The organism is Leptolyngbya sp. FACHB-36 (genome assembly GCF_014695955.1).
In the GTDB taxonomy this organism is placed as follows: domain Bacteria; phylum Cyanobacteriota; class Cyanobacteriia; order Leptolyngbyales; family Leptolyngbyaceae; genus FACHB-36.
Genome location: NZ_JACJPG010000068.1, coordinates 1 through 1,893 on the forward strand (window position 1 = coordinate 1; position 1,893 = coordinate 1,893).

At 50.3% G+C, this 1,893-nt stretch carries 2 protein-coding genes; both read left to right on the plus strand.

Annotated elements, in window-relative coordinates; genetic code table 11:
- Positions 1-556 precede the first annotated feature (556 nt).
- Positions 557-883: a hypothetical protein gene (locus tag H6F43_RS00945; RefSeq protein WP_190340158.1), complete on the plus strand. Its 327-nt coding sequence runs from the start codon at positions 557-559 to the stop codon at positions 881-883.
- Between the two features lie 54 nt (positions 884-937).
- Positions 938-1,893 (plus strand): alkaline phosphatase D family protein (locus H6F43_RS00950; protein ID WP_190340159.1); only part of this gene is annotated, 956 nt, incomplete at its 3' end.

The window sequence follows — 1,893 nt, forward strand, 5'->3', positions numbered from 1 at the left end:
ATAGATAATGGCAAAAATGGCGGTAGCGTACATAAATAAGCTGTAAATTGTAAATGGCAGCAGGAACAGCCATATTGGGATTATTTAACAATCCCGCAGTGCTGGGCTGTTTACTCTGTCGGCCTAGGAAGCCGAGACTTTGAGTATTCTAGGTATGAGGCTCAAGATTTTACGCATTTCATTCAGCGAGCGTTGAATGAGGAAAAATTACGGAAGGACCATGGTTAAAGGAGTAGTCCCAAGACCAGATTAAGCGATCGAGCCACTTTAGATCTCAAGTTCTCGGAACAAGACAGATTTTAACGATCGCTGTATGAAGACGATGCTCTCAACCTTTAAGAGAAGTATGAGCATCACTGGCTGTCTCTACGTGAGTGCACTGATATACACTTCTGCCAGCAAATTGCTGGGTAAATATTGGCTCGATCGACATTCCGGAGGATCACTTTACCCTGATCCGCCTTAGTCAGCCGTTAGTTAATCTAACGTCCGGTATAAGCGCTGCTGTGTGAAGCGACATTAACATTGGCTCTTAGTTGTATTTGAGGTAGGACAGATGACATCTGAATTGAACCGTGGTCTAGAGAAAGCTGAGGCGAAGCAACCCACCTTATTCGATCGCACCTTTCGAGATAGCGAAGGCAATATTGTAATTGCTCAGATGCCCAACCTGCCGATTCTGGTTGGGACAACAGCGCTCTTTCTTCATTTCGTACTTCCCGGTGGCACCCTCCAGGCAACATTAGGTTTAGTAGGATTTGGTGCTTTGTTCACTTGGGCATGGCAAGAACTCTTTGATGGAGTTAACTATTTCCGTCGATCGCTCGGCTTGCTCGGATTGGTGGGTCTGATCGCGCTGGGACTAAACTTGAATGGAGTGTAAATCCCTGAAGGGACTTCATCCTGTGATAGGTTTTATCCCATAATCCCTCAATAGATGTTTGAGCCAATTCTCTCTCGCAGAACCGGACGGCGGGCAGTTCTACTAGGTGCCGGAGCATTCATCGGGGCGGGTTTGGGTTACGCCTTGATCAATCGAACCCGGTCTAGCCAAACTCTCTTTAGCTTGGGTGTGGCATCTGGGGAACCGCTTCCTGATGGCGTTGTTCTGTGGACTCGGTTAGCTCCTGAGCCCCTAAATGGGGGTGGTATGCCGCCCCAGCCAATGTCTGTTCAGTGGCAGGTGGCGGTAGATGAGCAGATGCGGCGGGTTGTTCAGCGAGGAACCACGATCGCAGTTCCCGAACTTGCTCACTCGGTTCACGTCGAGGTGAATGGTTTAGAACCCGCTCGTTGGTACTGGTATCGATTCCAAGCTGGCGATCAGCAAAGCTCAATTGGGCGCACGCGCACCGCTCCTGCCCTGACGAGTCACGTTGATCGCCTGCGCTTTGCGTTTGCCTCTTGCCAACACTACGAGCACGGTTACTACGCCGCTTACCGAGATATGGCAGCGGCTGATCTAGACTTCGTGGTACATCTGGGGGACTACATTTACGAAGGAGCCGCAACCACTGGAGAGTCTCGGCAGCATAATGGGTCCGACCTAGTCACGCTGGAGCAGTACCGCGATCGTTATGCGCTCTATAAAACCGATCCAGACTTGCAGGCAGCTCATGCTGCATTTCCTTGGATTGTTACCTGGGATGACCACGAGGTCGCTGGTAACTATGCAAACCTCACAGCAAATGGTCAAAGTCAGCAAGCTTTTTTGCAGCGACGGGCAAGCGCCTACCAAGCCTACTATGAGCACATGCCGCTGCGACGATCTTCACGACCACAAGGAGCGAATCTACAGCTCTACCGACGATTTAGCTTTGGTGACTTAGCAGAATTCAATGTGCTTGATACGCGCCAGTACCGCAGCAAGCAACCGTGTGGTAACCAGCTTAA